The following is a 26,933-nucleotide window of genomic DNA, read 5'->3' on the forward strand; positions in this document are numbered from 1 at the left end:
ACCTATCAGGTTAGCAAGCGGGGGCTGCAAAGCCCCCGCTGCGGCTTACCAGGTTTGGGTGGCCTTGAACTTCTCGATACCGGCTTTGATGCCAGCGTCGATTTCGTCGTTGAAGTCACCCTTCACGTTGATCTTCGCCATCAGTTCGGCGTGATCACGGTTGAAGTAGGAAATCAGCGCTTGTTCAAAGCTGCCGACTTTGGCGATTTCAACGTCGGTCAGGAACCCACGCTCAGCGGCATACAGCGACAGCGCCATGTCCGCGATGGACATTGGAGCGTATTGCTTCTGCTTCATCAGCTCGGTTACACGTTGACCGTGTTCGAGTTGCTTACGGGTGGCTTCGTCCAGGTCAGAAGCGAACTGGGCGAATGCTGCCAGTTCACGGTACTGAGCCAGAGCGGTACGGATACCACCGGAGAGCTTCTTGATGATCTTGGTCTGAGCGGCACCACCCACACGGGATACCGAAACACCGGCGTTAACTGCAGGGCGGATGCCCGAGTTGAACATGGCCGATTCCAGGAAGATCTGACCGTCGGTGATGGAAATCACGTTGGTCGGAACGAACGCGGAAACGTCGCCAGCCTGGGTTTCGATGATCGGCAGTGCGGTCAGGGAACCGGTCTTGCCAGTTACAGCACCGTTGGTGAACTTCTCGACGTACTCTTCGGAAACGCGCGATGCACGCTCCAGCAGACGGGAGTGGAGATAGAACACGTCACCTGGGTACGCTTCACGTCCTGGTGGACGGCGCAGCAGCAGGGAGATCTGACGGTAGGCAACGGCCTGCTTGGACAGGTCATCGTAAACGATCAGCGCGTCTTCACCGCGGTCACGGAAGAACTCGCCCATGGTGCAACCGGCGTATGGCGCCAGGAATTGCAGTGCGGCGGATTCCGAAGCACTGGCAACAACCACGATGGTGTTGGCCAGGGCGCCGTTTTCTTCCAGCTTGCGAACGATGTTGGCAACGGTGGAACGCTTTTGGCCGACAGCAACATAAACACAGAAAATACCGGAGTCTTTCTGGTTGATGATGGCGTCGATCGCCATGGCGGTCTTACCGATCTGACGGTCACCGATGATCAGCTCACGCTGACCACGGCCGACTGGGATCATGGCGTCGACGGATTTGTAGCCAGTCTGTACAGGCTGGTCTACCGACTTACGCCAGATCACGCCCGGAGCAACTTTCTCGACCGCGTCGGTCTCGGTGTTGCCCAGCGGGCCTTTGCCGTCGATTGGGTTACCCAGTGCGTCGACAACGCGACCCAGCAGTTCCTTACCAACTGGAACTTCGAGGATGCGGCCGGTGCACTTGGCGCTCATGCCTTCAGCGAGGGTGTCGTAAGCGCCCAGTACTACCGCACCAACGGAGTCTTGCTCCAGGTTGAGGGCCATACCGTAGACGCCGCCTGGAAATTCGATCATTTCGCCGTACATGACGTCGGCCAGACCGTAAATCCGCACGATGCCGTCAGAAACGCTGACGACAGTACCTTCGTTGCGAGCTTGAGAGGCTACATCGAGATTCTCGATGCGGCCCTTGATGATTTCACTAATTTCGGAAGGATTGAGTTGCTGCATTGCTCTGCTGCCCCTTCAAACTCAAGATTTCAATGCTTCGGCCAGTTTCGCGATTTTGCCGCGGACTGAGCCATCGATAACCAGGTCGCCGGCGCGGATTACGACGCCACCGATCAGGCTGGCATCCTCCGACACTTGCAGGCGCACTTCCCGGTCGAGCCGTGCACTGAGAACCTTGGCGAGTTTGTCTTGCTGTTCTTGGTTCAACGCAAAAGCACTGGTGACTTCCACGTCCACGGATTTCTCTTGTTCGGCCTTGTACAGCTCGAACAACGCCGAAATCTCCGGCAACAGCAGGAGACGTTCGTTTTCCGCGGCAACTTGGATGAAACTCTTTGCCTGTGCATCAAACTTGTCACCGCACACTTCAACAAAAGTGGCGGCCTTTTCTGCGCTCGTCAGTCGCGGGGCCTTGAGCAGGCGCTGCATGGTGTCGTCTTGCGACACCGCAGCAGCCAGGCCGAGCATGGCTGACCAATTGGCCAGTTGCTGATGGGCCTGGGCATGCTCAAAGGCAGCCTTAGCGTAAGGTCGGGCCAACGTGGTCAGTTCTGCCATGATCGCCCTCGCTTAAATTTCAGCGGCCAGTTTGTTAACCAGCTCCGCATGCGCGTTTTGATCGATTGTGGCGCCAAGGATCTTTTCAGCACCGTCAACGGCCAGGCTACCCACTTGGGCGCGCAGCGCGTCTTTGACACCGTTAATTTCCTGTTCGATCTCGGCCTGAGCCTGAGCCTTCACACGGTCAGCTTCGACGCGGGCCTGATCACGGGCTTCCTCGACGATCTGAGCACCGCGTTTCTTGGCTTGCTCAATGATTTCAGCTGCCTGAGCCTTCGCTTCGCGCAGTTGCTGACCCACTTTATCTTGGGCCAACTCCAGGTCGCGAGCTGCTCGGTTGGCAGCGTCCAGTCCATCCGCGATCTTCTTCTGACGTTCTTGCAATGCCGCGATGACCGGAGGCCACACGAACTTCATGCAGAACAGTACAAAGATGAAGAACGCAACGGACTGGCCAATCAGGGTTGCATTAATGTTCACGCCAACACCTCGCTCGTTCTTTGTCCAACACACCAAACCACTCGGAAATCCGAGTGATTAGCCAGCGAGTTGACCAACGAAAGGATTAGCGAAGGTGAAGAACAGAGCGATACCAACACCGATCATGGTTACGGCGTCGAGCAGACCGGCAACGATGAACATTTTAACTTGCAGCATTGGAACCATCTCTGGCTGGCGAGCAGCGCCTTCCAGGAACTTGCCGCCCAGCAGGCCGAAACCAATGGCGGTACCCAGGGCACCCAGGCCGATCAGCAGAGCAACAGCGATAGCGGTAAGACCAACTACAGTTTCCATCTTTCCTCCCGACTTTTACGTCGTATTGGTTAGGTTTTTTAGTTTGAAGCGGTAAAACAAAATCGTTTGGTACAACTGCCCTTGCGGACTTTTTCGACCCTCCCCAGTACCTGCGAAAGGGTCATCAGACACGCCAGGCGGTCTTAATGGTTATCTTCGTGAGCCATCGACAGGTAGACGATGGTAAGCATCATGAAGATGAACGCTTGCAGGGTGATGATCAGGATGTGGAACACAGCCCACGCCCATTGCAGCACCACACCCAGGCCGCTCAGCCACAGCAGGCCGCTGCCGAACATCACGGCAATCAGGATGAACACCAGTTCGCCGGCATACATGTTGCCGAACAGACGCAGTGCCAGCGAGATTGGTTTGGCGATCAGGGTGACGAACTCAAGCAGGAAGTTGACCGGAATCAGCAGGATCTGAACGAAAATGTTCTTGCTGCCGAACGGGTGCAGGGTCAGTTCGCCGATGAAACCGCCGATACCCTTGACCTTGATGCTGTAGAAAATGATCAGGGCGAACACGCTGAAGGCCATGGCCAGGGTCGCGTTCGGGTCGGTGGTCGAGACCGCGCGGAACGGAATGTGCGGATCACCGGAGATCAGGATGGCCAGCTGAGGAATCCAGTCGACCGGGATCAGGTCGACGGCGTTCATCAGGAAGACCCAGACGAAAATGGTCAGCGCCAGTGGGGCGATCACCGGGCTGCGACCGTGGAAGCTGTCCTTGACGCTGCCGTCAACGAACTCAACCAGCACTTCAACGAAGTTCTGCAGGCCGCCAGGCTGACCGGAGGTCGCCTTTTTTGCTGCCATACGGAACAGGAATACGAAAAGCAGACCCAATGCGACCGACCAACCCAGGGTATCCAGGTGGAAAGCCCAGAAGCCCATTGCTTTGGCTTCTGCTGCGGAATGGGCAAAGCCCCAACCGCCGTCTGGTAGTTGACCGAAGGTCAAGTTCTGCAAGTGGTGCTGGATATAGCCCGAAGCGGTTTCTGCTGCCATGGTTGCCTCAAACGCCCTAAGGTCTCGAAAGTCTTATATTCATCAGCAGGGGCGCGAACCAGCTGACCAACTGGGTCAGCAGAAAGACGCCGAATACTGCTAACGGCGCCAATGGCTTCACTCCTGCAAACGTCAGTGCAAACAGCACTGCCGTCAAAATCAATTTGCCTGCTTCGCCAGCGTAAAACGACTTGACGATAGCCTGCGCTGCCCTGGCCCCCGTGTAACGGAACGCCTTCCAGGCGAAATACACATTAGGCAGCCAGGCAATCAACCCTCCACAGAGTGCTGAGTATCCACTGACCGCCCCGTGCCACTGCCACACCACCAAAGTTGCGAGCAAAAACACAACACATTGAGCCAACAGTACCGGGAAAACCGCCCAGCGATGGAAAGGCAGGCGGTTTGGCGTGCGGGTTTCCATCAAAACTGCTCCTCGAAAGTCGACCAACCAGTCAGCAATGACTTGGCATAATTTGTGCCGACAAAATGCGCGCAGAGTATAGGGGCGGATTAACCCCTATTCAACTGCCGGGTAGTGATTTCCGACTGCGCGCTACAAAAGGAATTGTTTCAGCGGATGTGAGCAAGCACGCCTTGCAACTCATCTAACGAGTTGTAGCGGATAACTAACTGACCCTTGCCCTTGTTGCCGTGACGTATCTGTACTGACGAGCCCAAACGCTCTGCAAGCCGCTGTTCAAGGCGGGTGATGTCCGGATCGGGTTTGGCCGGTTCGACCGGTTCCGGCTTGCCATTGAGCCACTGGCGGACCAGTGCTTCGGTTTGGCGCACGGTGAGACCACGTGCGACAACATGACGCGCCCCTTCCACCTGTTGCTCATCCGGCAACCCCAGCAGCGCCCGGGCGTGGCCCATCTCCAGGTCACCATGCGACAGCATGGTCTTGATCACTTCCGGCAGCGAAATCAGACGCAGCAGGTTGGCCACGGTTACCCGCGACTTACCCACAGCATCGGCAACCTGCTGTTGCGTCAGCTGGAACTCCTGCTGCAAGCGCTGCAGGGCGATCGCCTCTTCAACCGGGTTGAGGTCTTCGCGCTGGATGTTCTCGATCAGGGCCATGGCGATGGCGGCCTCATCGGGGACATCGCGGACCATGGCCGGGATGGTTTCCATGCCTGCCTGCTGGCTGGCGCGCCAGCGGCGTTCGCCGGCGATGATCTCAAAGCGGTTGTCGCCAACCGGACGGACCACGATCGGCTGCATCACACCCTGATTCTTGATCGAGTGAGCCAGCTCTTCCAGCGCTTGCGGGTCCATATCCCGCCGTGGCTGATACTTGCCGCGCTCGATCAGGTCGAGCGGGAGGTGTTGCAGTTCTTTCTGGTCGACCTTTACAGCCTGCTCTTCGAGCGCGCTGACGGTAGGACCACTGAGCAGTGCATCCAACCCACGTCCGAGACCCCGTTTCTTAACGGCCATACGGATTCCTTAAGTTGTTTGTGCAGTGCGTGATGGACGGCGCTGACGGCGTACGAGTTCCCCGGCCAGAGCCAGATAAGCCAGAGCGCCACGCGATTGCTTGTCATACGCCAACGCCGGCATGCCGAAACTCGGCGCCTCGGCCAGGCGAATGTTGCGTGGGATCACGGTGTCGTACAGCTGGTCGCCGAAGTGTTCCTTGAGTTGCGCGGAAACATCGTTGATCAGGCTCAAGCGCGGGTCGTACATGGTCCGCAACAAGCCTTCGACCTTCAGCTGAGGGTTCAGGCGTTCGCCGATGCGCTTGATGTTATCCACAAGGTCGCTCAAGCCTTCCAGTGCAAAGTACTCGCACTGCATCGGAATGATGACGCCATCGGCAGCTACCAGGGCGTTGAGGGTCAGCATCGACAGCGACGGCGGGCAGTCGATCAGGATGTAGTCGTAACTTTCCCGGATCGGCGCCAGTGCCGTGCGCAGACGGCTCTCCTTCATCTGCATTTCCAGCAGCACCACTTCAGCCGCCGTCAGGTCGCGGTTGGCCGGCAGCAGTTGATAACCACCGTGCTCAGAGACGTGCATGGCCTGGGTCAGATCGCATTCACCGATCAGCAGGTCGTAGACCGAATGCTCCAGGACGTGTTTATCCACACCGCTACCCATGGTGGCGTTGCCCTGTGGATCGAGATCGATCAGCAGCACGCGTCGCTTGGTCGCGACCAGCGATGCTGCGAGGTTGATACAGGTGGTGGTCTTGCCCACACCACCTTTCTGGTTCGCGATAGCGAATACCTTAGCCATTCTTGCTTGTGTTCCCAATCATGCCGTGCGGCGCAGTATCAGCAGATGGCGCTGGCCTTGGCAACCCGGAACGGTCAAGGCCTGCTCGCTATCTACTCTGAAATCTGCCGGCAATGCTACCAGCTCGTCGGCAGGATGCAGCCCTTTCATTGCCAGCCACTGCGTCTGCTCGTCGCCAAGATGGCGCGTCCAGTTGGTGAAGTTCTCCATGCTGCTGAAAGCCCGGGAAACAATTCCGGTAAACGGCAGCTCAGGCTGGAACTCTTCGACCCGCTTGTGGATAACTGTCAGGTTGTCCAGTTTCAGCTCAAGTTTTACCTGCGTGAGGAACCGGGTTTTCTTGCCATTGCTGTCAAGCACCGTGACTTGCTTGTCCGGATGCAGGATGGCCAAGGGAATACCCGGCATGCCGCCACCGCTGCCGACATCGAGCCAGCGCGCGCTGTGGATAAACGGCATCACGCTCAAACTGTCGAGCAGATGGCGGGAGACCATTTCGTCCGGATTACGCACCGCAGTCAGGTTGTAAGCCTTGTTCCACTTTATCAACAGGGCAAGGTAAGCCAGCAATTGCGCGTGCTGCGCCTCGCTCAGCTCAACACCCAGCTGGCGGGCACCTGTGGACAACTCTTCGGCGTGTTGAGGGGTGACCATAGAACTCAAGCGCTTTGCTCCAACTCGCGGCCAGCGCCGCGTTTTTTCAGATGAATCAGCAACAGGGAAATCGCTGCCGGCGTGACGCCGGGAATACGCGATGCCTGGCCCAGCGTCTCGGGCCGGGTCTGACCCAGTTTGCTCTGGATTTCCTTGGACAGACCGGAAATACCGCTGTAATCGATATCTTCAGGCAGGCGGGTGTCTTCGCTGGCACGCAGGCGGGCGATTTCTTCCTGTTGCCGGTCGATGTAGCCGGCATATTTGGTCTTGATCTCGACCTGCTCGGCTACCTGTGGATTAATTTCGGCACCGCCGGTCACTTCCATCAGCCCAGCGTAGTCGATTTCCGGACGGGTCAGCAGGTTGAGCAGATTGTATTCATGACTCAACGGCGTGCCGAATTTCTCGGCAATGGCCTGACCTTGCGCGGTGTCCGGGCGAACCCAGGTGGACTTCAACCGTTGCTCTTCCAGGGCAATGCCTTCGCGTTTGGCGCTGAACGCCGCCCAACGCTCGTCGTCGATCAGGCCCAGCTCGCGACCTTTTTCGGTCAAGCGCAGATCGGCGTTGTCTTCACGCAGGATCAGCCGGTATTCGGCGCGCGAAGTGAACATGCGGTATGGCTCCTGGGTACCCAGGGTAATCAGGTCGTCGACCAGCACGCCGATGTACGCCTCATCCCGACGCGGGCACCAGCTTTCACGACCCTGCGCGCGCAGCGCGGCGTTGGTACCGGCGAGCAAGCCTTGCGCACCGGCCTCTTCGTAGCCGGTTGTGCCGTTGATCTGGCCGGCGAAGAACAGGCCGCCGATCACTTTGGTTTCCAGGCTGTACTTGAGGTCACGCGGATCGAAGTAGTCGTACTCGATGGCGTAGCCCGGACGCACGATATGCGCGTTTTCCATGCCGCGGATCGAACGGACGATCTGCAGTTGCACATCGAACGGCAAGGATGTGGATATCCCGTTCGGGTACAGCTCGTGCGTGTTCAGGCCTTCCGGTTCGATGAATACCTGATGGCTTTCCTTGTCGGCAAAGCGATGAATCTTGTCTTCGATCGACGGGCAATAGCGCGGGCCGATGCCTTCGATTACCCCCGAGTACATCGGCGAACGATCAAGGTTCGAGGCGATGATCTCGTGGGTCCGCGCGTTGGTGTGGGTAATCCAGCAACTGACCTGGCGTGGATGCATCGATTTGTCGCCCATGAACGACATCACCGGAATCGGGGTATCGCCTGGCTGCTCGGTCATGACCGAGAAATCCACAGAGCGCCCATCGATACGCGGAGGCGTGCCGGTTTTCAGTCGACCGACGCGCAGCGGCAACTCCCGCAGGCGATGCGCCAAAGCAATCGCAGGCGGATCACCGGCGCGACCGCCGGAGTAATTCTGCAAACCAATGTGGATAAGTCCAGCGAGGAAGGTCCCGGTGGTCAGTACCACGGAGTCGGCGAAGAAACGCAGACCCATTTGAGTCACCACGCCGCGTACCTGGTCCTGCTCGACGATCAGGTCATCGCAGGACTGCTGGAATATCCACAGGTTGGGCTGGTTCTCGAGAATTTCACGCACAACCGCCTTGTAGATGGCGCGGTCGGCCTGGGCGCGGGTTGCGCGCACTGCCGGGCCTTTGCGGTTGTTCAATACACGGAATTGGATACCGCTCTTGTCAGTAGCCAGCGCCATGGCGCCGCCGAGCGCATCGATCTCCTTGACCAGATGGCTCTTGCCGATGCCACCGATAGCCGGGTTGCAACTCATATGACCGAGGGTTTCCACGTTATGGGTCAGCAGCAGGGTTTTTACGCCCATGCGAGCAGACGCAAGCGCAGCCTCGGTACCGGCATGGCCGCCGCCGATGACGATCACTTCAAAACGGGAAGGGAAATCCACCACGCACCTCGTGCCTGTTTCGGGAATAGATAGGGATAACGCACCAGTATAGGGACTTCCCCCCCTCTATAGGAACCTTTTGCACAAAATTTAACCAGCCTGTGGATGAGTGGCGAGCAATAGAAATTAAAAGAGAGAAATTTATTAAAGCTTTGTTTTTATGTTTATTCTTATGCACCTACCTTTCTGTGGATAAATCTCTACAGGCCTTTAACTACGGTATGTACAGAGGTTCAAAACCCTGTGGTCTACCGGCCATGAGCGTTCTGGATAAGCGCTTTAAGCCTGTGGATGAAATGCCTACTTACCCACAAGCGGATTTATCTTCAGGGTTGAGGGCTAGTTATCAACGGAGCTGAAGCCGGGTTTTCCACAGGGCTTATTTAACAAAATTGTGGATAGACGCGCAGACGAGTACGCAGGATCAACGCATGGGTTGTCCTGGCAGGGGGAGAAAAATTAAGGAGAGAAGGCAGCAGCCAGGTCCATTGCGGACCCGGCTGTGGATAAGGACGCTTACTTGCCGATGCAGAAGCTGGAGAAGATTCGACCCAGCAAGTCGTCGGAGCTGAAAGCGCCGGTAATTTCGCCCAAGGCTTGCTGAGCCTGACGCAGGTCTTCAGCAAGCAGCTCACCGGCACCCGCCAGGGTCAATTGCGCACGACCGTGCTCCAGGTGCGTACTGGCCTGGCGCAACGCCTCCAGGTGGCGCCTGCGCGCGCTGAAGCTACTCTCGGCCGTCTGTTCGTAACCCATGCAGGCCTTCAGGTGTTCGCGCAACAGCTCAAGCCCCATGTCAGTATCCCTGGCACTGAGGGTGATGGTGACGTGGCCATCCGCGCTTTGCTCCATGGCGACCGTCTCGCCACTGAGGTCGGCCTTGTTACGAATCAGCGTGACTTTGGCCGGGTCCGGGCGCAGATCGAGAAACTCCGGCCACAGTGCAAAGGGATCGCTGGCTTCCGGCGCCGTCGAATCAACCACCAGCAACACCCGATCAGCTTCGTTGATGGCTTTGAGTGCACGCTGCACACCGATCTTTTCCACATGGTCATCGGTGTCGCGCAGTCCGGCAGTGTCCACGACATGCAGCGGCATGCCATCGATGTGGATATGTTCGCGCAGGATATCTCGGGTGGTGCCGGCAATATCGGTCACGATTGCAGCTTCACGCCCGGCCAGTACATTGAGCAGGCTGGATTTGCCGGCATTCGGACGACCGGCGATCACAACCGTCATGCCATCGCGCAGTAACGCGCCCTGCCCGGCTTCACGCTGCACTGTGGACAGATTCGTGCGGACATCATCGAGCATGCTCAACACATGGCCATCGGCGAGAAAGTCGATTTCTTCCTCCGGGAAGTCGATTGCGGCTTCCACGTAGATCCGCAAGCTGATCAATTTCTCGGTGAGGTTATCCACACGGCGGGAAAATTCGCCCTGGAGCGAGCGCAAGGCATTGCGCGCCGCTTGGGCCGAACTGGCTTCAATCAGGTCGGCGATCGCCTCGGCCTGCGCCAGGTCGAGCTTGTCATTGAGGAATGCGCGTTCGCTGAATTCACCTGGGCGCGCCAGTCGGCAACCCAGTTGTACACAGCGCTGCAGGAGCATATCCAGCACCACCGGCCCACCATGGCCCTGCAACTCGAGTACATCCTCGCCGGTGAAGGAATTTGGCCCAGGGAAAAAAAGCGCGATACCTTCATCGAGTACCAGACCATCGTCAGCACGGAACGGCCCGTAATGGGCATGCCGCGGCGTCAGCGCTTTTCCACAGATGGCCAGCCCGGCCTGTTGGGCCAAGGGACCGGAAAGCCGCACGATCCCCACCCCCCCACGTCCCTGGGCGGTAGCGATGGCGGCAATGGTTTCACGCACAGTGTTCATGCTCGAAGGCCTCACGACAAAAACGACAGATAGCAAAACGCCCCACGAGGGGGCGTTTATCCACAGGTTAGCTGGCTAACCCGTTATGCAGCGGCTTTCTTGGCAGCCTTTTCGATGCTGCTGGTGATGTACCACTGCTGTGCGATCGACAGGCAGTTGTTCACAACCCAGTACAGCACCAGACCTGCCGGGAACCACAGGAAGAAGAAGGTGAAGATGATTGGCATCAGCTTCATCACCTTGGCCTGCATCGGATCCGGCGGCGTCGGGTTCAGGCGCTGCTGAATGAACATGGTCGCACCCATGATGATCGGCAGGATGAAGAACGGATCCTTGATCGACAGGTCGGTGATCCAGAACATCCAGGGTGCCTGACGCATCTCGACGCTTTCCAGCAACACCCAGTACAGCGAGAGGAAGACCGGCATCTGCACCAGTATCGGCAGGCAGCCGCCCAGCGGGTTGATCTTCTCTTTCTTGTACAGCTCCATCATGGCCTGCGACATTTTCTGCCGGTCATCACCATGTTGTTCTTTCAGTGCAGCCAGTTTTGGCGCCACGGCACGCATGCGCGCCATCGACTTGTAGCTGGCGGCGGACAGCGGGAAGAACAGCAGCTTGATCAGCATGGTCAGGACGATGATCGACCAGCCCCAGTTGCCGAGCAGGCTGTGGATATGTTGCAGCAGCCAGAAAATCGGCTGAGCGATGAACCACAGAATGCCGTAGTCGACAGTCAGTTCCAGACCTGGGGACAACTCTTTGAGCTTGTCCTGGATCTTCGGACCGGCATACAGCATGGCACTGGTTTCGCCTTTGGCACCGGCGGCTACGTTCAGGGCCGGGCCAGTGAAACCGATGATGTAGTTACCCTGGCTGTCCTTGCGGGTCTGGACAATGTTGTTGTCAGACTTGTTTGGAATCCAGGCGGTAACGAAGTAGTGCTGCAGCCAGGCTACCCAGCCACCGGAAACATTTTCTTTCAGATTTCCCTTGTCGATGTCTTTCATCGACACTTTTTTGTAGGGTTCCGAACTTGTCCACAGGGCAGCACCCAGGTACGTCGCGGTACCCGTTGCAGTGCTCGAAGAAGGATCGGAGCTTGCATCGCGCTTGAGTTGCGCGAACAGGTTACCGGTCCACGGCTGTGCACTCTGGTTGTCGATCAGGTAGGTAACGGTCAGGTCGTACTCACCGCGCTTGAAGCTGAAGCGCTTGATGTAGTTGACGCCGTTATCGCTGAACTTGAGGTCGACGACCAGTTGGTCCTGGCCATCAGCCAGTTGATAACTTTTCTGATCGGCGGCGTACAGCGGACGGCCGGCAGAACGTGCATCAGGACCATTGGTACCGGTCAGGCCGCTTTGCGCCAGATAAGTACGCTCGTTTCCGTTGTCGAACAGCTGGAACGGAATGTCCGGATGATCCTGACGACGGGGGTACTTGGGCAGCATCAGCTGGGCGATGTCACCACCGTTTGGATCGATAGCCAGGTCGAGAACGTCAGTTTTGACCCGAATCAGGTCCTTGCTGACGGCAACCGGAGCCAGTTCGGCTGGGCTGGATTCAGCGTTGGCGCTCGGCACATCGGCGCTGGCGCCAGTGTTGCCGGCCTGCGCGGTGTCCGGCAATGCCGGGGCAGCGTTGCTGGCAGCAGTATTCTGAGTCGGCAGGGCAGCCTGGCCGTAGTCCTGGTTCCAGTTAAGGACCATGACGTAGGACACGATTGCCAGGGCGACGATCAGGATCGTGCGTTTAATATCCATGATTACTCGGCTATCGAAGAAGAACGGGAAGAGGGAGCTGGCGGAACCGGGTCAAAACCGCCGGCATTCCACGGATGACAACGCCCCAGGCGACGAACGGTTAGCCACCCACCACGCAGTAGGCCATGGTTTTCGATGGCTTCCAATGCGTAACAGGAGCAACTGGGGTAGAAACGACAGTGATTGGCCATCAGTGGACTAATGGCATAACGGTAAAACTGGATCGGAACGAGCGCCAGTTTACGCATCTTGACTGTCTACCCCCACAGAGTCGGTGTTCACCACTGGAGCGGGCCGACTGCGTGCGAGGCGCTTCCAGAGCTTGCCAAAATGTTGGTGCAATTCTGGGTTTTCAATCTCGCCCAACCCTTTGCGCGCGACGATCACGATATCCCAACCTGCAAGCAAGTGCTGGTTCAGGCGAAACGAATCGCGCATCAGGCGTTTCAGGCGATTGCGTTGAACGGAGAGCTTGACGCTCTTTTTCCCGATCACAAGCCCCAGGCGGGGGTGATCAAGACCGTTCTCGCGGGCAAGGAGCAGCAGGTTTTTCCCTGGGACCTTGCCGGTTGGGGAGTCGAAGACCGCTTTGAAATGTCGGGGAACAAGCAGACGCTTTTCCCGACTGAAGTCCTGACTCACCACCAGTGCCGAAAAATCAAACTGCCAGACGCTTACGGCCTTTGGCACGGCGACGCGACAGAACGGCACGACCGTTCTTGGTGGCCATACGGGCACGGAAACCGTGAGTGCGAGCGCGCTTGATGGTGCTTGGTTGGAAAGTACGTTTCATGGCGTGTTACCTGGTTCGTCGACAACGGGCCGGAATGGCCCCCGTTTTAAGAGACCGGCGATTCTAGAGAAAGCGCAGCCGTAGGTCAATTTCCAACCAGCTTTTCCTTATAGACGGGAAATCCGCTGTTTCGGGTTGGGGTGTCACGCTGGAGAACCATCACACGCTTAAACATAAAAAAAGAGAGAGGAATTATTTAAAGCTTTTCTGTAAAACTTATAGAACTTAAGCAGCCGATATCTGTGGATAAAACGCTACAGGCCTTTATTCACGCCATGTACAGAGAACTGAAAGGTTGTCGAGAAGAGGTGCTCTGACTGTGCTGAAGGTTCGGAAAAGCTGTGGATCAAATCGATGGTTATCCACAGGACGGTTATCCACCGATTTCGACCCCCAGTTGTGCAAAGACCTCAGGTGCGGTTATCCACAGAGCTTATTCACAGCGCATAAAGGTCATTTTGGTCACTAAGCTGCTGATTTATCGCCACCCTCATCGCACCTGCATGTGGATAACTGTGAGGTTGCTCGGTACAATGGGGGCTTGTTTTTGCCTCACCGGCTTTCAACTCAGGGGATATCCGTGTCAGTGGAACTTTGGCAGCAGTGCGTGGAGCTTCTGCGCGATGAACTGCCTGCCCAGCAATTCAACACCTGGATCCGTCCGCTACAGGTCGAAGCCGAAGGCGACGAGTTGCGCGTTTACGCGCCCAACCGTTTCGTTCTCGATTGGGTCAATGAAAAATACCTCAGCCGTCTGCTCGAGCTGCTCGGGGAACATGGCAACGGCATCGCGCCTGCCCTTTCCTTATTAATAGGCAGCCGACGCAGTTCTGCACCCAGAGCCGCTCCCAACGCCCCGCTGGCTGCCGCTGTTGCTGCATCCCAGGCGCAGGCGGCACAGACGGCCGTGGTCAATGAGCCGGTTGCCGCCCCCGTTGCTGCGCCCGCTGCGGCTGAAGTCGAGCAAGCGCCTTCGCGGGACAGCTTCGATTCGATGGGCGAGTCTGCTGCTGCGCCGGCGCCCACCGGCCGTACTGAACAACGTACCGTGCAGGTCGAAGGTGCGCTCAAGCACACCAGCTACCTGAACCGTACTTTTACCTTCGAGAATTTCGTCGAAGGTAAATCCAACCAGTTGGCGCGCGCGGCCGCCTGGCAGGTCGCCGACAATCCCAAGCATGGCTACAACCCGCTGTTCCTTTATGGCGGTGTCGGCTTGGGTAAAACGCACTTGATGCACGCTGTGGGTAACCACCTGCTCAAGAAGAACCCGAATGCAAAAGTGGTTTACCTGCATTCAGAGCGTTTCGTTGCCGACATGGTCAAGGCGCTGCAGCTGAACGCGATCAACGAGTTCAAGCGTTTCTACCGATCGGTGGATGCGTTGCTCATCGATGACATTCAGTTCTTCGCCCGGAAAGAGCGTTCGCAGGAAGAGTTTTTCCACACCTTCAACGCCTTGCTCGAAGGCGGTCAGCAAGTAATTCTTACCAGTGACCGTTACCCGAAAGAGATCGAAGGCCTGGAAGAGCGTCTGAAGTCGCGTTTCGGTTGGGGCCTGACCGTAGCGGTCGAGCCCCCCGAGCTGGAAACCCGCGTTGCGATCCTGATGAAGAAAGCCGACCAGGCAAAGGTAGACCTGCCTCACGACGCCGCGTTCTTTATTGCCCAGCGCATTCGCTCCAACGTCCGCGAACTTGAAGGCGCATTGAAACGTGTCATCGCGCACTCGCACTTCATGGGACGCGACATCACCATTGAGCTGATTCGGGAATCGCTCAAGGATCTTCTGGCACTCCAGGACAAGCTGGTAAGTGTGGATAACATCCAGCGCACCGTTGCCGAGTACTACAAGATCAAGATTTCCGACTTGCTGTCCAAGCGTCGCTCGCGTTCAGTGGCACGGCCTCGACAAGTGGCCATGGCACTGTCCAAAGAGCTGACCAACCATAGCCTGCCGGAAATTGGTGATGTCTTTGGCGGCCGCGACCACACTACCGTGTTGCATGCGTGCCGTAAGATCAACGAACTCAAGGAATCCGACGCGGATATCCGCGAGGACTACAAGAACCTGCTGCGGACGCTGACGACGTGATTAACGTCAGCGCAGCTTATTAAGGCAAGGGACTAGACCATGCATTTCACCATTCAACGCGAAGCCTTGTTGAAACCCCTGCAACTGGTCGCAGGCGTCGTTGAGCGCCGCCAGACCTTGCCGGTACTTTCCAACGTACTGTTGGTCGTTCAGGGCCAGCAACTGTCGCTTACCGGTACTGACCTGGAAGTGGAACTGGTTGGCCGTGTTCAACTGGAAGAGCCTGCCGAGCCAGGCGAGATCACCGTGCCTGCACGCAAGCTGATGGACATCTGCAAGAGCTTGCCGAACGACGCGCTGATCGACATCAAGCTCGACGAACAGAAGATCGTGGTGAAGGCCGGTCGTAGCCGTTTCACCCTGTCTACGTTGCCAGCCAATGACTTCCCGACGGTTGAAGAAGGCCCTGGCTCGCTGACCTGCAACCTTGAGCAAAGCCGCCTGCGTCGCCTGATCGAACGCACCAGCTTCGCCATGGCCCAGCAGGACGTGCGCTACTACCTCAACGGCATGCTGCTGGAAGTGTCGACCAACACCCTGCGTGCTGTGGCCACCGACGGTCACCGTCTGGCGATGTGCTCGATGAGCGCCGACATTGGCCAGGCCGATCGCCACCAGGTCATTGTGCCGCGCAAAGGTATCCTGGAGCTGGCGCGCCTGCTCACCGAGCCGGATGGCATGGTCAGCATCGTTCTGGGTCAGAATCACATTCGCGCGACCACTGGTGAGTTCACCTTCACCTCCAAGCTGGTCGACGGCAAGTTCCCGGACTACGAGCGCGTGCTGCCTAAAGGCGGTGACAAGTTGGTGGTGGGTGATCGCCAGGCGCTGCGTGAGGCATTCAGCCGTACCGCCATTCTGTCGAACGAGAAGTACCGCGGTATTCGTTTGCAGTTGGCCAATGCTCAGCTGAAGATCCAGGCGAACAACCCTGAGCAGGAAGAGGCAGAAGAAGAAATCAGCGTTGACTACAACGGTAGTTCGCTGGAGATCGGCTTCAACGTCAGCTACCTGCTGGACGTTCTGGGCGTCATGACTACCGAGCAAGTTCGCCTGATCCTGTCGGATTCCAACAGCAGTGCACTGCTGCAGGAAGCTGGCAATGACGACTCCGCTTACGTTGTCATGCCGATGCGCCTGTAAATTGTCCAGCAGACTCTAGATGTCCCTCAGTCGCGTTTCAGTCACCGCGGTGCGTAATCTGCACCCGGTGACCTTCTCTCCCTCCCCCCGCATCAATATCCTGTACGGCGCCAACGGCAGCGGCAAAACCAGTGTGCTGGAAGCTGTTCATTTGCTGGGCCTGGCCCGTTCCTTTCGCAGTACTCGGCTCACCCCCGTAATCCAATACGAGCAGTTGGCCTGTACCGTGTTCGGTCAGGTCGAACTCAGCGAAGGTGGTTCAAGCAACTTGGGAATTTCGCGGGATCGGCAAGGTGAATTCACCATTCGCATCGACGGGCAGAATGCCCGTAGCGCTGCACAACTGGCAGAGATTCTGCCGCTGCAATTGATCAACCCGGACAGCTTTCGACTGCTCGAAGGTGCGCCGAAAATTCGCCGACAGTTCCTTGATTGGGGTGTGTTCCACGTGGAACCACGCTTCATGGCCACATGGCAACGCCTGCAGAAGGCTTTGCGGCAGCGGAACTCATGGTTGCGGCATGGTACACTTGACGCTGTTTCACAAGCGGCCTGGGACCGGGAACTCTGCCTGGCCAGTGCTGAAATAGATGAATACCGCCGAAATTACATCAAGGCCTTGAAGCCAGTCTTCGAGCAAACCCTGAGCGATTTGGTCGAACTCGAAGGGCTGACCCTGAGTTACTACCGTGGCTGGGACAAGGATCGAGAACTCAGTGAAGTACTCGCCTCCTCCTTGCAACGTGATCAGCACATGGGCCATACCCAGGCCGGACCTCAACGCGCTGATTTGCGTCTGAGACTCGGCGCTCACAATGCCGCCGATATTCTGTCTCGGGGCCAACAGAAGCTTGTGGTCTGTGCGTTGCGCATTGCCCAGGGGCATTTGGTTAGCCAGGCTCGACGCGGCCAATGTATTTATCTGGTGGATGACTTGCCGTCCGAGCTGGACGAGCAGCACCGTCTCGCACTATGTCGCTTGTTGGAAGACTTACGCTGCCAGGTTTTTATCACCTGTGTAGATCAAGAATTATTGAGGGAAGGCTGGCAGACGGAAACGCCAGTTGCTTTGTTCCACGTGGAACAGGGCCGTATCACCCAGACCCACGACCATCGGGAGTGAAGGCATGAGCGAAAATCAAACGTACGACTCCTCCAGCATCAAGGTGCTGAAAGGGCTAGATGCCGTGCGCAAGCGTCCCGGTATGTACATTGGCGACACCGATGATGGTAGCGGCCTGCACCACATGGTGTTCGAGGTGGTCGATAACTCGATCGACGAGGCACTCGCCGGCCACTGTGATGACATCACCGTAATCATTCACCCGGACGAATCCATCAGTGTTCGCGACAACGGTCGCGGCATTCCAGTCGACGTGCACAAAGAGGAAGGCGTCTCCGCCGCCGAGGTCATCATGACCGTCTTGCACGCCGGCGGTAAGTTTGACGACAACTCCTATAAAGTTTCCGGCGGTCTGCACGGTGTAGGTGTGTCGGTGGTAAACGCCCTCTCCGAGCAGTTGATTCTGACGGTGCGTCGTAGCGGCAAGATCTGGGAACAGACTTACGTTCATGGTGTTCCACAAGCTCCGATGAAAATCGTTGGCGAGAGTGAGACCACCGGTACTCATATCCACTTCAAACCGTCGGCCGAAACCTTCAAGAACATCCATTTCAGCTGGGACATCCTGGCCAAGCGGATTCGTGAACTTTCGTTCCTCAACTCCGGTGTTGGCATCCTCCTCAAGGATGAGCGCTCGGGTAAAGAGGAGTACTTCAAGTACGAAGGCGGCCTGCGTGCCTTCGTTGAGTACCTGAACACCAACAAGACGCCGGTCAACCAGGTGTTCCACTTCAATGTTCAGCGTGAAGACGGTGTGGGCGTAGAGATCGCCCTGCAGTGGAACGACAGCTTCAACGAGAACCTGTTGTGCTTTACCAACAACATTCCGCAGCGCGACGGTGGTACCCACCTGGTCGGCTTCCGCTCGGCGTTGACCCGTAACCTGAACAACTACATCGAGCAGGAAGGCCTGGCCAAGAAGAACAAGGTTTCGACCACCGGCGATGACGCCCGTGAAGGTCTGACTGCAATCATCTCGGTTAAGGTTCCAGATCCAAAGTTCAGCTCGCAGACCAAAGACAAGCTGGTGTCCTCGGAAGTCAAAACAGCCGTAGAACAGGAGATGGGCAAGTACTTCTCCGACTTCCTGCTGGAAAACCCGAACGAAGCCAAGGCTGTTGTTGGAAAAATGATCGACGCGGCGCGTGCCCGTGAAGCAGCGCGCAAAGCGCGGGAAATGACCCGCCGCAAAGGTGCACTGGATATCGCCGGCCTGCCAGGCAAACTGGCTGACTGCCAAGAGAAGGACCCTGCCCTCTCTGAACTCTACCTGGTGGAGGGTGACTCCGCAGGTGGTTCGGCCAAGCAAGGTCGTAACCGTAAGACCCAGGCCATCCTTCCGCTCAAGGGTAAGATCCTCAACGTCGAGAAAGCACGTTTCGACAAGATGATCTCGTCCCAGGAAGTCGGCACCCTGATTACTGCACTGGGCTGTGGTATCGGTCGCGAAGAGTACAACATCGACAAACTGCGCTATCACAACATCATCATCATGACCGATGCTGACGTGGACGGTTCGCACATTCGTACCTTGCTGCTGACCTTCTTCTTCCGTCAGCTGCCAGAGCTGGTCGAGCGCGGCTACATCTACATCGCTCAGCCACCGCTGTACAAGGTGAAGAAAGGCAAGCAGGAGCAGTACATCAAAGACGACGAGGCCATGGAAGAGTACATGACCCAGTCGGCCCTGGAAGACGCCAGCTTGCACCTGGACGAATCGGCGCCACCGGTTTCCGGTGTCGAGCTGGAGCGCCTGGTCAACGAATTCCGTACTGTGATGAAGACCCTCAAGCGTCTGTCGCGCCTGTACCCTCAGGAGTTGACCGAGCACTTCGTCTACCTGCCTGCCGTTCCTCTGGAGCAGTTGGGCGACCACGCTGCCATGCAGGCGTGGTTGGCCAAGTTCGAAGAGCGTCTGCGTAGCGTCGAGAAGTCCGGCTTGCTGTACAAGGCCAGCCTGCGTGAAGACAAGGAGCGTAACGTCTGGCTGCCGGAAGTGGAAATCACCTCCCATGGCCTGGCCAGCTACGTCACCTTCAACCGTGACTTCTTCGGCAGTAACGACTACCGCACCGTCACCGCTCTTGGCGCACAACTGAGCACCCTGCTCGGCGAAGGTGCTTACGTGCAACGTGGCGAGCGCAAGAAGGCGGTCACCGAGTTCAAGGAAGCACTCGACTGGCTGATGACCGAAAGCACCAAGCGTCACACCATCCAGCGCTACAAAGGGCTGGGTGAGATGAACCCGGACCAGCTGTGGGAAACCACCATGGACCCGACCGTGCGCCGCATGCTCAAGGTGACCATCGAAGACGCGATCGCTGCCGATCAGATCTTCAACACCCTGATGGGCGATGCCGTTGAACCACGTCGTGAGTTCATCGAAAGCAACGCGTTGGCGGTATCTAACCTGGACTTCTGATCCGGTGTAGCCACCCGCATGAAAAACCCAGTGCCGAAAGGCCCTGGGTTTTTTTTTGCGTTCATTATTGAGGTGCGGCTGATTACAGCGCGACGCTCAAGCCATTGATTGCCTGCAGAGCGACTTCGCGACCCTGACGCAACACATCATCCTTCCACTGCGGTTCGTCGACATAGAATGCATCGCGCAATTGCTGCTTGATCTGCTGGCGCTGGTGCTCACCGGTACCAGGGTTGTTGTGCAGCCACTGTTCAGCGCGTAAAGCATCAAGCACTTGTGTGCCTGGCAAGGTGCCGAACTCCAAGGTCAGTGCGGTGAACGCCGCCGGGGAGCACTCATCCAGTGCGCCGTATACCATCAGCCCGCTAAGCGGCACCGATACGGACTGACCTTCTTGCGAGGAACGTACGCCCTCCCCCCACCAGCGTCTGGCCCGTTCCAGCATGGGTGAATTACCGGGCCCGGAGTAAATGCGTTCACCATGGCCCTTGGGTCCGAGACCGGTGTGGATATCTATCCACACCAGGTGTTTGCAGTGGCTGGCGTGCTGGCGGACGATTTTGCGCACCGCGCTATTGCTCCATGTGGGCGAGACGCCGGTGTAGAACAGACCTTCGGGATGACTGTGCTGCCCACCCGAGACTGCTTTCTGCAAGCGCCTGCGGCCGAACTTCACCAGGTGTGAAAGCAGGTGAAGGCGATTACCTAAGGTCGCCGGCCAGCGTTTGGGGATCATCACTGCGTGAAGCGCCTTATAGTCGTCGTTGTGCGTGCGGGCCTGGCTGAAATCTCGGAAGTTGCGATTCAGGTCGACGTTCTCATGAGTCCAGCGGCGCAGCCAGGAGAAGCCATAGGGGTTGGCTGCATGCAGGTACACCACCGCACAGCGAGCGTCGCTTGCCTGACGCTGAAAGACCTCATCCCGTAACAATGCGATCTGCACCGCTGACCCGCAAAAGCCCTCAACGCCATGGCAACCACTGCTGATCAACACCACGTGCTCGGCGTCGAGCGGGCCACTGCGTGCTACATCAACGGCCAGCTCCTCTGCTTCGGCACCCGGTAAGGGGTGCCGGTGGGATTCCACGGGTAAACCGAGATCGGCGCAGGCACTCAAGAACTTCTGGCGTGCTTGGGCATATGTCTGTGAGAAACAGGCAGCGGAGGTCATAGCAGCTCCTGGATTTTTCCATGGGTTGACCCGGCTGGCGGGCAGCCGCATGCCGGCCGGCCCTAAGCCAGGAAAAGTTGAATGGGGAAAAGGCCGCAAGACAGCGGCCTGATGATTAGCTGGTGTGCAGCACCGGTTGCAGGGACGACTCGCCGGCCTGCAGCTGCTCGCGGGTGTGCTCTGGTCGTACCAGCCAGAAGGCGATCAGGGTGAAGACAATGATGGCTGCGCCGATCAGCGCCAGCGCCGACTCGAAGCCATGCGCAATGTCACCGCCGCGAACTGCGACCAATTGCCCGACTAACCAGGGCGCCAGCATGCCGGCGCTGGTAACTCCGCCGATATGGATCGACAGCATCGAACCGCGGCGCACGCTGGGCGCAATGAACGCAACGATGGTGTTGGCGAAGGTCGGCAACACATTGATCAATACCGCGCCAATCGCGTACAGCGCCAGTGTCGCAAGCGTGTGGCCGTGGGCCTGGGTTATCAGCAGGAAGGCCAGGCCTGCGATCAGACAGCAGGCCAGCGGGAGTACCACCATTGCTCGTTGCGGGCTGATGCCTCGCTTGAGTGCCCGTTGGGAAAATGCCGAGACGCCGAGGTTACAGAGGATGACCGCCAGGGTTACGCCCATGACCACGTAACCTGACTGCATCGCGGTCATGTTCAGGCCTTTCTGCAGGTACACCGGCACCCAGCTGTAGACCAGCGCATTGGGTAAAAAGCCCATGAAGCCAATCAAGGTGATGCCGAGGAAAGTCCGGTTTAGCAACAACCGCCGATAGCCTGGCAAGGGTTGCCCGGCATTGTCGATTACTTCATCCACCTGCGTGCCCTCGCGACCGAAGGCCAGCCACAGCAGCATCCAGAGTAGCCCGATCAGCGCCAGCGCAAGGTAAGCCATGCGCCAACCGACCTGTGCTATCAGAAAAGGCAGACAGATCGCGGCGAGCACGGCACCGAGCATGATCGACACCTGGATCAGCGATGCGGGCATCACCCGTTCAGTGGGGCCGAACCATTTGAAGCAGGCATGCTGAGTCACGGCAGTGCCAGGGCCGGTACCGGCACCCAGCATCAAGCGGCTGAGTACCAGTGCAGCGAAGCTGCTGCTGACGCTCACCAGCAGTTGCGAGACCATCCACACCACGGACATGCCCACCAGGATCCAGCGGCTGGGAAAGCGGTTGGCGAGAAAGCCCACCGCCACCCCGGAGATTGAATAGAGGAAAAAGAACGCACTGCCGATGAAGCCGAATTCAGCGGGTGTGAGTTTCAGCTCATCAATGATCTGGGCGCCGGCGAAGGCAAAGATGCTCTTGTCCAGCACGCTGATGATCATTACTGCCATCAGCATCACCAACACGAGGTTACGTCGGGAGAACGGCATACAGGGCTACTCCATGGGTCAGGCAGGCAGGATGCCGCAGCCGCTGGTCGCTGAATAATGATCTATCGGCATGCTTATCAGGGTTGGTTATGGAGCGGTGAACGCAAAGATGGCGGGTTTTTGAAGGCGTAGATGATGTCGTCGACAAGCATCTGTGTTTCCCGGGTCATCAGTTCTGCAGGCCGGCACACCAGGGAGATGTCGGTGCCGGGCACGCGCTCTGCGATCGACAGCATGTCCAGATTGCCAGACACGATGGGCAAGTCGAACACCCGACGCGACCAGCTACTCACGGCATCGGTTGTGGCGGCGAGCTCTGCGTAAAGCACTACCGACGCGCAGACGATGGTGCGTTCTGGCGGCTTGACCCCGTACTCCTCGAACATGCGGCCGGCCAGTGCACTGTCCAGCGCGTCAGGCAGCAGCCATTCCTGGTCGAGCAATTCGCTCAATGAGCGCGCCTTCGACAGTGGATGGCCTTTGCGCACCGCCAGCGTGGTGGGTTGCGCGTAAAGCTCGTGCCACTCAAAGCCTTCAACACTACGCACCGGCGGATGGGAAGTCAGGGCCAGATCCAGCTGACCTTCACGCAAACCTTCCAGTAGTTTGGCCGGGCGCAGTTCAAGGATCTGCAGTTGCACCTTTGGAAAGCGCTTGCGGTAGCTGAGGATGCAACTGACGAACTGTTGGCTGGGCGTTACAGGCGACACGCCGATGGTCACCCGACCGTCCATGGTGCCCTTGAGTGTTTCGATTTCGTCCCGCGCCCGGCGTACTTCCTCTACTACCAGGCGCGCGCGGCGCACCAGATGCTCACCATAAGGGGTGGCGGTGATGCCACGATTCGATCGCACCAACAGGGGCACGCCCAGTTCCGACTCCAGTTCCTTGATGCTCTTTGACAGGGCCGGCTGGGAAATATGCAGTAACCGTGAGGCCTCCTGAATACTGCCACTTTCGCAGATCGCGACGATGGCGCGCAGTTGATGCAACTTCATGGACACACACCTGAACTGAGGGGATGCGAACTAGAGCATAAAAAGCAGCGTCGGACGAGTCCGCGCCCACGGGTAGCATTACCATCCCGTGGGTGCTGCGGGCTGTCAGCGAATCCCGGTAGCGCGCAAGGCGTTCGGGGTGAAATCTTTGCTCGATGCATTCAGCGAGAAGTCGTAGCTGTTCTTCTTCTCTTCGTTGCGCAGGCCCGAGACCGTGTAGCGACCGTTGGACACGTCGTAGTGAGTCTCGGCCGTCAGCCAGGGGAACTGCTGGTCGTAGAAGAACCGTGCATGCCCCTCGGAAACCCGCCACAGGTTGCCACGGCCGTCGTAGGCATCGACTTCGGCAACCTGCCAGCTGTCTTCGTCGATGTACAGGTCACGCTTGCTGTAGACATGGCGCTGCCCCGGCTTCAGGGTGGCGACCACATGCCAGACCCGGTGCAGTTCGTAGCGGGTGTGGTCGGGATTCAGGTGGCCCGGACGAATGATGTCGTCGTACTTGAGCTTCGGTGAGTCCAGGGCATAGCTGTTGTAGGGGATGTAGACCTCTTTCTTGCCCACCAGCTTCCAGTCATAGCGATCGGGTGCACCGTTGAACATGTCGAAGTCGTCGTAAGTACGCATGCCTTCGGCGCCGGGGCTGTCGTATCCCACCTGTGGCGCACGGCGCACCCGGCGCTGGCCGGCGTTGTATACCCAGGCCATTCGCGGCTCGGCGACCTGATCGAGGGTTTCCAGCACCAGCATCACGCTGCCGGCCCGACGGGGTGGCGAGAGGATTTCCTGGCGGAAGTAGAAGAGGATATTCGCCATCTTCTGCGGGTCGTAATCCTTCAGCCCGAACGGAAAGGCGAACTGCTCTTTCATCATGCTGACGGTGTAGGTGCCGTTATCTTGCGGGTTCATTTGGGCGGTGTTGCGCAGGATAGAATCGCCCCGGTAACGGGTGATGTGGTTCCAGATCACTTCCAGGCCAGTCTGAGGAATCGGGAATGGAATCGACATCGTGAAGTTCTGTAGCCCGTTACCGCCTTCGGCAAGGGTGGTGCGCGTGGCGTTTTCCTTCACGGCGGCAAACACCTTCGGCGGCAGAGTGACGCTGCGATGGGTGGTGTACACCGGAATGCGGTAGGTGTCCGGAAACCGTTTGAACATCGCCAACTGACCGGGGGTCAGACGCGCCTTGTACTGTTCGGCGTTTTGCGCGGTGATGACGAACAGGGGCTTTTCGTCGGCATAAGGGTTGGGGATAAAGCCGCCGGCGTCCACTGCACCGGTGCTCGCCGGCAGGCCGCCGGTCCAGGCCGGGATGCTGCCGTCGGCGTTAGCGGCTTTCTCGGCGCCGATAGGCGTCAGGTCACGTCCCAGGCGTGCGGCTTCCTGTTCGGACACCGCGGCCATCACCTGGCCGGTCAACAGGCTCAAGGCCAGGCAGCTGCTGCGGATCAAGGATTTGCGAAACATGGTCTACCTCCAGGAACAAAGGGACGTTAGAAACTCACGCCCATGCTGACGGCGAGGAAGTCGCGGTCGGTGTTGGTGTTGAAGTCACCGCCGAAGTAATCGGTGTAACTGACGGCCAGGTTGTAGCGGGTCATGTATTCGGCATCCAGACCAATGCTCACTGACTTGTCGCCTTCGTTGAAGGTCGGGCCAAAACCTTCGACGTCGTGGGCGAAGGACAGACTCGGGCGTAGTACTACACCACCGATCAGGTCGGCGTATTCCAGCCCGGCACGCAGCCGGTAACCCCAGGAGTCGGCGGTGTAGAAGCCTTTGCTGCTGCACTGGTCCGGGTTGGCGGAGTTGGCTACCTGGCGACACAGGTTGTTGCCAGAAATGCCACCGAGCAAAGGCGCGCTACCAGCTTCGGACAATTCACCGTTGCCATAGATACTGCTGCGGCCAAAGCGCAGATCTGAACCATCGGTCGCGCCCAGGTCGGCGATGTGGCTGTAGCCGAGCTCACCCACCAGCGTCAGCCGGTCGGCACCGATGAAGGTCAACTGGTCGATGGTGCGGGTCAGGGTGACTTGTGCCTGGGTGAACGGCTTGCGTACATAGCCATTGATCAGCGAGCCGTAGGCGGAACTGGCGAAACCGGTCTGGAAGATCGGCAGGCCGGCATTGACCCGCGGGTTGGTGGCAGCAGCACCAAGGGTGGCGGCTGCCGATACATCGCTGGCGTTTAGCGACAGCGGCATGTTTGGCCGGTAGCTGAGTTCGCCGGCCACGGCGGTGGCGCCGACAGTGGTGCTGAAGCTCAGGCCGAACAGACGAATGTCTTCCGGATACTCCAGGTAATAGCGTGCCGTACTGACACCGCCCCGCCCTGCCAGCCCGCCCACCGGGTCGACCAGGGCGCCGCGGCCTACGGCCCAGGTGCTGGTCGGGGTTCGGCTGTGATAGTTCATGGCGTAGAAGCCGAACTCGGTGTCATTGAGTTCGGGCACCATCCAGCGCAGGGCCACGCCGAACTGGCCGCTGTCGCGCGGTTCTTTGTCCGAGAGCCGAGGTACATAACCGTAACCCCCAAGCACACCGGTGCCGTCGATATCGCGGTCAAAGTCGCTGCCGTTGATTGCCATGTTGATGTCGCAGCCCTTGGCGGCTACATCGCTGCTGAAGAAGGTGCCGCAGTTGTCGGCGACGGTCTTTTCCCACTGCAATTGGTAGAAAGTCTCGACCGACAGGTTGTCGGTCAGGCCCTGGTTGAAATAGAGCATGCTGACCGGAATCAGCGCTTCCTTGACCTCGGAGCCTGGGCGGCGCAAGGCCGAGACATCGACCGGGTTGATGCTGTTGATGCCGTTCTGGATAAAGGTGCTTTCACCCCAGCTGACTACCTGACGGCCGGCGCGCACAGTGCCGGGCAGGTCGTTGACGGTGTAGTTGTGGTAGACGAAGGCATCCAGCAGCTCGACGCCCGAGGCTTTGGCGGCATTGTCGCGGTGGTTGTCGTCGATGTCGTAGAGCGGGCGGCTTTCGTCTTTGAGCTCAAAGTCGTACCAGTACTTGCCACGTACGAACACGCCGGTGTCGCCGTACTTGAGTTCAAGGTCGTGCACGCCCTTGAAGATCTTCGAAAAGGTCTCGCCTTTCTTGAAGTTCAGGCGTCCGTCATCGGAGGTCTGGGTGGAGGCTGTGCCGCCGTTGCGACTGCCAATGAACGCACGGTCCGGGCTGTCCATGGCCCAGCTTGCCCCAATGGACAGGCTGGAGTCTAAACGCCCTTCTATTTCCCCGATGTTGAAGGTAACGGCCTGCGCGCCTGTTGCCGCGAGTGTCAGGCTGACTGCCAGCGGCAGTGCGCGAAGCCGAAGGCCCGCGACGCCGGTTATTGTTTTTTTCATAGTGCTCTGCGCCTTGAACCTGCTGTTC

General features: G+C 58.2%; 24 protein-coding genes. 4 read left to right on the top strand and 20 right to left on the bottom strand.

The genetic code is table 11. The features are described from left to right. Nucleotides 1–45 precede the first annotated feature (45 nt). The 15 genes from atpA to rpmH all read right to left on the bottom strand — a co-directional run bounded on the left by atpA (nt 46) and on the right by rpmH (nt 13,204). Complete coding sequence (gene atpA / locus DM813_RS03340; RefSeq protein WP_038616135.1) at nt 46–1,590, bottom strand: F0F1 ATP synthase subunit alpha; 1,545 nt, start codon at nt 1,588–1,590, stop codon at nt 46–48. 21 nt (nt 1,591–1,611) lie between these two features. Then, on the bottom strand, nt 1,612–2,148 hold the full coding sequence (locus DM813_RS03345) for a F0F1 ATP synthase subunit delta (RefSeq protein ID WP_038616138.1): 537 nt from the start codon (nt 2,146–2,148) through the stop codon (nt 1,612–1,614). Between the two features lie 12 nt (nt 2,149–2,160). Continuing rightward, entirely contained in the window at nt 2,161–2,631 is a 471-nt protein-coding gene (locus DM813_RS03350; RefSeq protein ID WP_038616140.1) for a F0F1 ATP synthase subunit B, read from the bottom strand. 57 nt (nt 2,632–2,688) lie between these two features. Beyond that, on the bottom strand, nt 2,689–2,946 hold the full coding sequence (atpE, locus tag DM813_RS03355; protein WP_002555987.1) for a F0F1 ATP synthase subunit C: 258 nt from the start codon (nt 2,944–2,946) through the stop codon (nt 2,689–2,691). Between the two features lie 143 nt (nt 2,947–3,089). Next, nucleotides 3,090–3,959, bottom strand: coding sequence for a F0F1 ATP synthase subunit A (gene atpB, locus DM813_RS03360; RefSeq protein WP_128322010.1), 870 nt, complete (start codon nt 3,957–3,959; stop codon nt 3,090–3,092). 16 nt (nt 3,960–3,975) lie between these two features. Next, nucleotides 3,976–4,383, bottom strand: a complete 408-nt coding sequence (locus tag DM813_RS03365) for a F0F1 ATP synthase subunit I (protein ID WP_128322011.1) — start codon at nt 4,381–4,383, stop codon at nt 3,976–3,978. A gap of 149 nt (nt 4,384–4,532) precedes the next feature. Then, complete coding sequence (locus tag DM813_RS03370) at nt 4,533–5,405, bottom strand: ParB/RepB/Spo0J family partition protein (RefSeq protein WP_128322012.1); 873 nt, start codon at nt 5,403–5,405, stop codon at nt 4,533–4,535. Between the two features lie 9 nt (nt 5,406–5,414). Continuing rightward, on the bottom strand, nt 5,415–6,206 hold the full coding sequence (locus tag DM813_RS03375; RefSeq protein WP_128322013.1) for a ParA family protein: 792 nt from the start codon (nt 6,204–6,206) through the stop codon (nt 5,415–5,417). 18 nt (nt 6,207–6,224) lie between these two features. Further along, nucleotides 6,225–6,869 carry a 16S rRNA (guanine(527)-N(7))-methyltransferase RsmG gene (gene rsmG, locus DM813_RS03380; protein ID WP_128322014.1) on the bottom strand — a complete coding sequence of 215 codons (645 nt, stop codon included), beginning with the start codon at nt 6,867–6,869 and terminating at the stop codon, nt 6,225–6,227. After that, complete coding sequence (gene mnmG / locus DM813_RS03385; protein ID WP_128322015.1) at nt 6,866–8,758, bottom strand: tRNA uridine-5-carboxymethylaminomethyl(34) synthesis enzyme MnmG; 1,893 nt, start codon at nt 8,756–8,758, stop codon at nt 6,866–6,868. The genes rsmG and mnmG overlap by 4 nt, the downstream gene beginning before the upstream one ends. Nucleotides 8,759–9,274: 516 nt before the next feature. Further along, complete coding sequence (mnmE, locus tag DM813_RS03390) at nt 9,275–10,645, bottom strand: tRNA uridine-5-carboxymethylaminomethyl(34) synthesis GTPase MnmE (RefSeq protein WP_128322016.1); 1,371 nt, start codon at nt 10,643–10,645, stop codon at nt 9,275–9,277. Nucleotides 10,646–10,728: 83 nt separating this feature from the next. Continuing rightward, complete coding sequence (gene yidC, locus DM813_RS03395) at nt 10,729–12,411, bottom strand: membrane protein insertase YidC (protein ID WP_128322017.1); 1,683 nt, start codon at nt 12,409–12,411, stop codon at nt 10,729–10,731. 2 nt (nt 12,412–12,413) lie between these two features. Continuing rightward, nucleotides 12,414–12,659 carry a membrane protein insertion efficiency factor YidD gene (gene yidD / locus DM813_RS03400; protein WP_075226616.1) on the bottom strand — a complete coding sequence of 82 codons (246 nt, stop codon included), beginning with the start codon at nt 12,657–12,659 and terminating at the stop codon, nt 12,414–12,416. Next, on the bottom strand, nt 12,652–13,056 hold the full coding sequence (gene rnpA, locus DM813_RS03405) for a ribonuclease P protein component (RefSeq protein WP_164897205.1): 405 nt from the start codon (nt 13,054–13,056) through the stop codon (nt 12,652–12,654). Before rnpA ends, yidD begins: the two co-directional genes overlap by 8 nt. 13 nt (nt 13,057–13,069) lie before the next feature. After that, nucleotides 13,070–13,204 carry a 50S ribosomal protein L34 gene (gene rpmH, locus DM813_RS03410; protein ID WP_002551315.1) on the bottom strand — a complete coding sequence of 45 codons (135 nt, stop codon included), beginning with the start codon at nt 13,202–13,204 and terminating at the stop codon, nt 13,070–13,072. A gap of 580 nt (nt 13,205–13,784) precedes the next feature. Here rpmH and dnaA point away from each other — a divergent pair. From dnaA to gyrB, 4 genes are read left to right on the top strand one after another with little or no spacing between them, the layout of a single operon-like run. Then, complete coding sequence (gene dnaA / locus DM813_RS03415; RefSeq protein ID WP_128322019.1) at nt 13,785–15,299, top strand: chromosomal replication initiator protein DnaA; 1,515 nt, start codon at nt 13,785–13,787, stop codon at nt 15,297–15,299. A gap of 39 nt (nt 15,300–15,338) precedes the next feature. After that, nucleotides 15,339–16,442, top strand: a complete 1,104-nt coding sequence (dnaN, locus tag DM813_RS03420) for a DNA polymerase III subunit beta (RefSeq protein WP_128322020.1) — start codon at nt 15,339–15,341, stop codon at nt 16,440–16,442. 19 nt (nt 16,443–16,461) lie between these two features. Continuing rightward, nucleotides 16,462–17,565 carry a DNA replication/repair protein RecF gene (recF, locus tag DM813_RS03425; RefSeq protein ID WP_128322021.1) on the top strand — a complete coding sequence of 368 codons (1,104 nt, stop codon included), beginning with the start codon at nt 16,462–16,464 and terminating at the stop codon, nt 17,563–17,565. A gap of 4 nt (nt 17,566–17,569) precedes the next feature. Next, on the top strand, nt 17,570–19,987 hold the full coding sequence (gene gyrB / locus DM813_RS03430; RefSeq protein WP_128322022.1) for a DNA topoisomerase (ATP-hydrolyzing) subunit B: 2,418 nt from the start codon (nt 17,570–17,572) through the stop codon (nt 19,985–19,987). An 82-nt stretch (nt 19,988–20,069) separates the two neighbouring features. On the opposite strand, the gene DM813_RS03435 is transcribed toward gyrB, so the two are convergent. The 5 genes from DM813_RS03435 to DM813_RS03455 form a co-directional block, all read right to left on the bottom strand. Then, nucleotides 20,070–21,158, bottom strand: a complete 1,089-nt coding sequence (locus tag DM813_RS03435; protein ID WP_128322023.1) for a M14 family metallopeptidase — start codon at nt 21,156–21,158, stop codon at nt 20,070–20,072. 115 nt (nt 21,159–21,273) lie between these two features. Further along, a complete protein-coding gene (locus DM813_RS03440) occupies nt 21,274–22,551 on the bottom strand; it encodes an MFS transporter (RefSeq protein WP_128322024.1) in 1,278 nt (425 codons plus the stop codon). A 77-nt stretch (nt 22,552–22,628) separates the two neighbouring features. After that, on the bottom strand, nt 22,629–23,549 hold the full coding sequence (locus DM813_RS03445; RefSeq protein WP_128322025.1) for a LysR substrate-binding domain-containing protein: 921 nt from the start codon (nt 23,547–23,549) through the stop codon (nt 22,629–22,631). 105 nt (nt 23,550–23,654) lie between these two features. Continuing rightward, nucleotides 23,655–25,016, bottom strand: coding sequence for a DUF1329 domain-containing protein (locus tag DM813_RS03450; protein ID WP_128322026.1), 1,362 nt, complete (start codon nt 25,014–25,016; stop codon nt 23,655–23,657). Nucleotides 25,017–25,042: 26 nt separating this feature from the next. Next, the gene (locus DM813_RS03455; protein ID WP_128322027.1) at nt 25,043–26,905 is read right to left on the bottom strand and encodes a DUF1302 domain-containing protein; all 1,863 of its coding nucleotides are present in this window, start codon (nt 26,903–26,905) and stop codon (nt 25,043–25,045) included. Nucleotides 26,906–26,933 lie beyond the last annotated feature (28 nt).

Source organism: Pseudomonas alkylphenolica (genome assembly GCF_004025535.1).
GTDB classification, from domain to species: domain Bacteria; phylum Pseudomonadota; class Gammaproteobacteria; order Pseudomonadales; family Pseudomonadaceae; genus Aquipseudomonas; species Aquipseudomonas alkylphenolica_A.

Excerpts from the sequence above, each read along its gene's own strand:
- DM813_RS03440 (WP_128322024.1), bottom strand. The coding sequence starts at position 22,551 with ATGCCGTTCTCCCGACGTAACCTCGTGTTGGTGATGCTGATGGCAGTA.
- yidC (WP_128322017.1), bottom strand. The coding sequence starts at position 12,411 with ATGGATATTAAACGCACGATCCTGATCGTCGCCCTGGCAATCGTGTCC.
- mnmE (WP_128322016.1), bottom strand. The coding sequence starts at position 10,645 with ATGAACACTGTGCGTGAAACCATTGCCGCCATCGCTACCGCCCAGGGA.
- DM813_RS03345 (WP_038616138.1), bottom strand. The coding sequence starts at position 2,148 with ATGGCAGAACTGACCACGTTGGCCCGACCTTACGCTAAGGCTGCCTTT.
- rpmH (WP_002551315.1), bottom strand. The coding sequence starts at position 13,204 with ATGAAACGTACTTTCCAACCAAGCACCATCAAGCGCGCTCGCACTCAC.
- DM813_RS03455 (WP_128322027.1), bottom strand. The coding sequence starts at position 26,905 with ATGAAAAAAACAATAACCGGCGTCGCGGGCCTTCGGCTTCGCGCACTG.
- atpE (WP_002555987.1), bottom strand. The coding sequence starts at position 2,946 with ATGGAAACTGTAGTTGGTCTTACCGCTATCGCTGTTGCTCTGCTGATC.
- gyrB (WP_128322022.1), top strand. The coding sequence starts at position 17,570 with ATGAGCGAAAATCAAACGTACGACTCCTCCAGCATCAAGGTGCTGAAA.
- atpB (WP_128322010.1), bottom strand. The coding sequence starts at position 3,959 with ATGGCAGCAGAAACCGCTTCGGGCTATATCCAGCACCACTTGCAGAAC.
- DM813_RS03370 (WP_128322012.1), bottom strand. The coding sequence starts at position 5,405 with ATGGCCGTTAAGAAACGGGGTCTCGGACGTGGGTTGGATGCACTGCTC.
- DM813_RS03445 (WP_128322025.1), bottom strand. The coding sequence starts at position 23,549 with ATGAAGTTGCATCAACTGCGCGCCATCGTCGCGATCTGCGAAAGTGGC.
- DM813_RS03450 (WP_128322026.1), bottom strand. The coding sequence starts at position 25,016 with ATGTTTCGCAAATCCTTGATCCGCAGCAGCTGCCTGGCCTTGAGCCTG.
- dnaN (WP_128322020.1), top strand. The coding sequence starts at position 15,339 with ATGCATTTCACCATTCAACGCGAAGCCTTGTTGAAACCCCTGCAACTG.
- DM813_RS03365 (WP_128322011.1), bottom strand. The coding sequence starts at position 4,383 with ATGGAAACCCGCACGCCAAACCGCCTGCCTTTCCATCGCTGGGCGGTT.
- DM813_RS03435 (WP_128322023.1), bottom strand. The coding sequence starts at position 21,158 with ATGACCTCCGCTGCCTGTTTCTCACAGACATATGCCCAAGCACGCCAG.
- DM813_RS03375 (WP_128322013.1), bottom strand. The coding sequence starts at position 6,206 with ATGGCTAAGGTATTCGCTATCGCGAACCAGAAAGGTGGTGTGGGCAAG.
- yidD (WP_075226616.1), bottom strand. The coding sequence starts at position 12,659 with ATGCGTAAACTGGCGCTCGTTCCGATCCAGTTTTACCGTTATGCCATT.
- atpA (WP_038616135.1), bottom strand. The coding sequence starts at position 1,590 with ATGCAGCAACTCAATCCTTCCGAAATTAGTGAAATCATCAAGGGCCGC.
- recF (WP_128322021.1), top strand. The coding sequence starts at position 16,462 with ATGTCCCTCAGTCGCGTTTCAGTCACCGCGGTGCGTAATCTGCACCCG.